Annotated in this window: 4 protein-coding genes; all 4 read left to right on the forward strand. The window is 73.0% G+C overall.

Going from position 1 to position 3,859, the window contains the following annotated elements:
* Window positions 1-500: amidohydrolase family protein (locus QZX64_RS15280; RefSeq protein ID WP_295661451.1), on the forward strand; the 500-nt coding region annotated here is incomplete at its 5' end.
* A gap of 104 nt (window positions 501-604) precedes the next feature.
* The gene (locus QZX64_RS15285) at window positions 605-2,047 is read left to right on the forward strand and encodes a gamma-aminobutyraldehyde dehydrogenase (RefSeq protein ID WP_295661453.1); all 1,443 of its coding nucleotides are present in this window, start codon (window positions 605-607) and stop codon (window positions 2,045-2,047) included.
* An 8-nt stretch (window positions 2,048-2,055) separates the two neighbouring features.
* Window positions 2,056-3,270 carry a saccharopine dehydrogenase family protein gene (locus QZX64_RS15290; RefSeq protein WP_295661456.1) on the forward strand — a complete coding sequence of 405 codons (1,215 nt, stop codon included), beginning with the start codon at window positions 2,056-2,058 and terminating at the stop codon, window positions 3,268-3,270.
* Between the two features lie 30 nt (window positions 3,271-3,300).
* On the forward strand, window positions 3,301-3,859 hold a 559-nt coding region (locus tag QZX64_RS15295; RefSeq protein ID WP_295661458.1), incomplete at its 3' end, for an AMP-binding protein.

Below are 3,859 nucleotides of genomic sequence, written 5' to 3' on the forward strand. Positions count from 1 at the left end.
CCGACGACGTCCTGCGCTTCGCCCGGGCGGGGGTGACGGCCAACCTGCAGATGCTGTGGGCCTGCCACGAGCCCGCGATGGACGAGCTGACCGTGCCGTTCCTGGGGGAGCGGCGCAGCCGACGGCAGTACCCCTTCGGCGACCTGGACCGCGCCGGCGCGCGGCTGGCCGCCGGCAGCGACTGGCCGGTGAGCACCCCCGACCCGCTGCTCGCCATGCATACGGCCGTCAACCGCACGACGTACGGGGCGCAGGGGCGGTCGGGCACCGACCCCTTCCTGCCCGAGCAGGCGCTCGACCTCGTCACCGCGTTCGCGGCGTACACGTCGGGAAGCGCCTGGATCAACCACCGCGACGACGCCGGGATCGTCCGAGCCGGTGCCGCGGCCGACCTGGTCGTGCTGGACCGCGACCCGTTCGCCGGCCCGGTCGAGGAGATCGGTGCCACCCGGGTCGTCTCGACGTGGGTCGACGGGGTGATGGTCGCGGGCCGGGCCTGACCGGGTGGGCCGACCTCGCGGCCGCCGGGCTCGGTGCGACGGAATCCGTCGTGACATTGATTCACACCTACCGAATCCGTCGGTTCGCTGGCTAGGGTCCTCACATGTCCTCACAGTCCTTCAGGAACGTCATCGGCGGTGAGCTCGTCGACGCGGTCTCCGGCGAGACCTACGACGTCATCGACCCCAGCACGGGCGAGGTCTACGCCCGCGCCCCCATGTCGCGAGCCGAGGACGTCGACCGCGCGTACGCCGCCGCCGACGCCGCCTTCGAGGGCTGGGCGACGGCCACGCCGCAGGAGCGCGCCCGCGCGCTGCTCCGCATCGCCGACGCCATCGACGAGCGCGCCGAGGAGATCGTGCGCGTGGAGTCGCGGGACACCGGAAAGCCGATCGGGCTGACGGCCAGCGAGGAGCTCCCGCCCAGCTCCGATCACTTCCGCTTCTTCGCCGGCGCGGCGCGGCTGCTCGAGGGCAGGTCGGCCGGGGAGTACCTCGCGGACCACACCTCCTTCGTCCGCCGCGAGCCGATCGGCGTGGTGGGCCAGGTGACGCCGTGGAACTACCCGCTGATGATGATGATCTGGAAGATCGCCCCGGCTCTGGCGGCCGGCAACACCGTGGTCCTCAAGCCGAGCGACACCACCCCGGCGAGCTCGACGCTGCTGGCGGAGCTGTGCCAGGAGTTCCTGCCGCCGGGGGTGCTGAACGTGGTGTGCGGGGACCGCGGCACGGGCCGCACCCTCGTCGAGCACCCCGTCCCGCAGATGGTCTCCATCACCGGCTCCGTGCGGGCGGGCATGGAGGTCGCCGGCTCGGCGGCCGCCGACCTCAAGCGCGTGCACCTCGAGCTCGGCGGCAAGGCACCGGTCATCGTCTTCGACGACGCCGACGTCGAGGCGGCCGCCGCGGCCATCGCCGAGGCGGGCTACTTCAACGCCGGGCAGGACTGCACGGCCGCCACCCGGGTGCTCGCGGGTCCGGGCGTCCACGCCGACCTCGTGGCCGCGCTGACCGAGCAGGCGAAGGGCATCCGCACGGGGATGCCCGACGACGAGGACGTGCTGTACGGCGCCCTCAACAACGCCGACCAGCTCGCCCGGGTGGCCGGCATGGTCGACCGGCTGCCCGACCACGCGAGGCTCGAGACCGGGGGCAGGCGACAGGGCGAGACCGGCTACTTCTACGAGCCCACGGTGGTCTCGGGGCTGCGCCAGGACGACGAGCAGGTGCAGGACGAGATCTTCGGCCCCGTCATCACCGTCCAGCGGTTCGGCGACGAGGCCGAGGCGCTGCGCTGGGCCAACGGCGTGCGCTACGGGCTGTCGTCCTCGGTCTGGACCAAGGACCACGGCCGCGCGATGCGGATGTCGCGCAGGCTCGACTTCGGCGTGGTGTGGATCAACACCCACATCCCGTTCGTCTCCGAGATGCCGCACGGCGGCTTCAAGCACTCCGGCTACGGCAAGGACCTCTCGATGTACAGCCTCGAGGACTACACGCGGGTCAAGCACGTGATGAGCTACATCGGCCAGGCCGAGGGATGAGCGAGGCCATGCGCGTCCTGCTCGTCGGGGCGGGCGGCGTGGGCGGTGCCTTCGCCGCCATCGCCGCCCGCCGGGACTTCTTCGACACCGTGGTCATCGCCGACTACTCCCTCGCCAGCGCCGAGCGGGCGGCCGCGGTCGACGAGCGGTTCACCGCCGCGCGGGTCGATGCCTCCTCCGCCGACTCGGTCGCCGCGCTGTGCCGCGAGCACGCCGTCACCCACGTGATGAACGCCGTCGACCCTCGGTTCGTCCTGCCGATCTTCGAGGGCGCCTACGCCGCCGGGGCCGACTACCTCGACATGGCCATGTCGCTCTCCCGGCCGCACCCGGACGCGCCGTACGAGCAGACCGGGGTCAAGCTGGGCGACGAGCAGTTCGCCGTGGCGCCGCAGTGGGAGGCGGCCGGCAGGCTGGCACTGTGTGGCATCGGCGTCGAGCCGGGGCTCTCCGACGTCTTCGCGCGGTACGCCGCGGACCACCTCTTCAGCGAGATCGACGAGCTCGGCGTGCGTGACGGCGCCAACCTGACGGTGGAGGGGTACGACTTCGCACCGTCGTTCTCGATCTGGACGACCATCGAGGAGTGCCTCAACCCGCCGGTGGTGTGGGAGAGGGACCGCGGCTGGTTCACGACCGCGCCGTTCAGCGAGCCCGAGATGTTCGACTTCCCCGAGGGCATCGGGCCCGTCGAGTGCGTCAACGTGGAGCACGAGGAGGTGCTCCTGATGCCTCGCTGGGTGGAGGCCGGGCGGGTCACCTTCAAGTACGGCATGGGCGAGGAGTTCATCGACGTGCTCGAGACCCTGCACAAGCTCGGCCTCGACTCCACCGACCCGGTCGCGGTCGGCGGCGTCGAGGTGTCGCCCCGCGACGTGGTCGCCGCCTGCCTGCCGAACCCCGCCGAGCTCGGGCCGCGGATGCGGGGCAAGACCTGCGCCGGGCTGTGGGTCACCGGCCGGGGCAAGGACGGCTCGCCGCGCTCGACGTACCTCTTCCACGTGGTCGACAACGAGTGGTCGATGGCGGAGTACGGCCACCAGTGCGTGGTCTGGCAGACCGCGGTCAACCCGGTCGTGGCGCTGGAGCTGCTCGCGCGGGGCACGTGGAAGGGCACCGGCGTGCTCGGCCCCGAGGCGTTCGACGCCGTGCCGTTCCTCGACCTCCTCACCGAGTACGGCTCGCCGTGGGGGCAGCGAGAGCTCGACCCGGCCGCGGGCTGACCGCCGGCGCGCCACTGCGAGGATGGGGCCATGAGCGACGCGACCACCGACCTCGCCTGGTTCCGGCAGCCGGCGGCCGGCAGCCCGGGCACCATCAACGCCTGCTTCAACGCCGTCGACCGGCACGTCGTCAGGGGCCTCGCCGACGAGGTCGCGCTGGTCTCCGACCGCGAGTACTCCTACGCCCGGCTGCTCACCGAGGTGGCCGCGTTCGCGGGAGCCCTGCGGGCCTTCGACCTCACCGTGGGCCACGAGGTGCTGGTGGCCGGGCTGCCGCCGCTGGAGCACGTGATCGCCACGCTGGCGTGCGCCCGCCTGGGGCTGGTGGTCCACGACACCGAGCCGCCGGCCCCCGCGATGGCGGTGCTCGGCACCCGGCCCGGGGCGCCGGTCGGCGAGGCCCCGGTGATCACCGCCGACGGCAGCGGCGAGCTCACCTGGGACACCGCCATGGCGGCGGGCCGGACCGATCCCGGCGCCTGTCTCGACGTGCCGGGCGACGCGCCCCTGCGCGTGGTGGACGGGCGTGCCGTGCCGGTCGCCGCCCACCTCGCCGCGGTGGCCGCCGGCCAGGTCCAGGACGCGGTGT

Source organism: uncultured Nocardioides sp., assembly GCF_902805925.1.
Taxonomy (GTDB): Bacteria; Actinomycetota; Actinomycetes; order Propionibacteriales; family Nocardioidaceae; genus Nocardioides.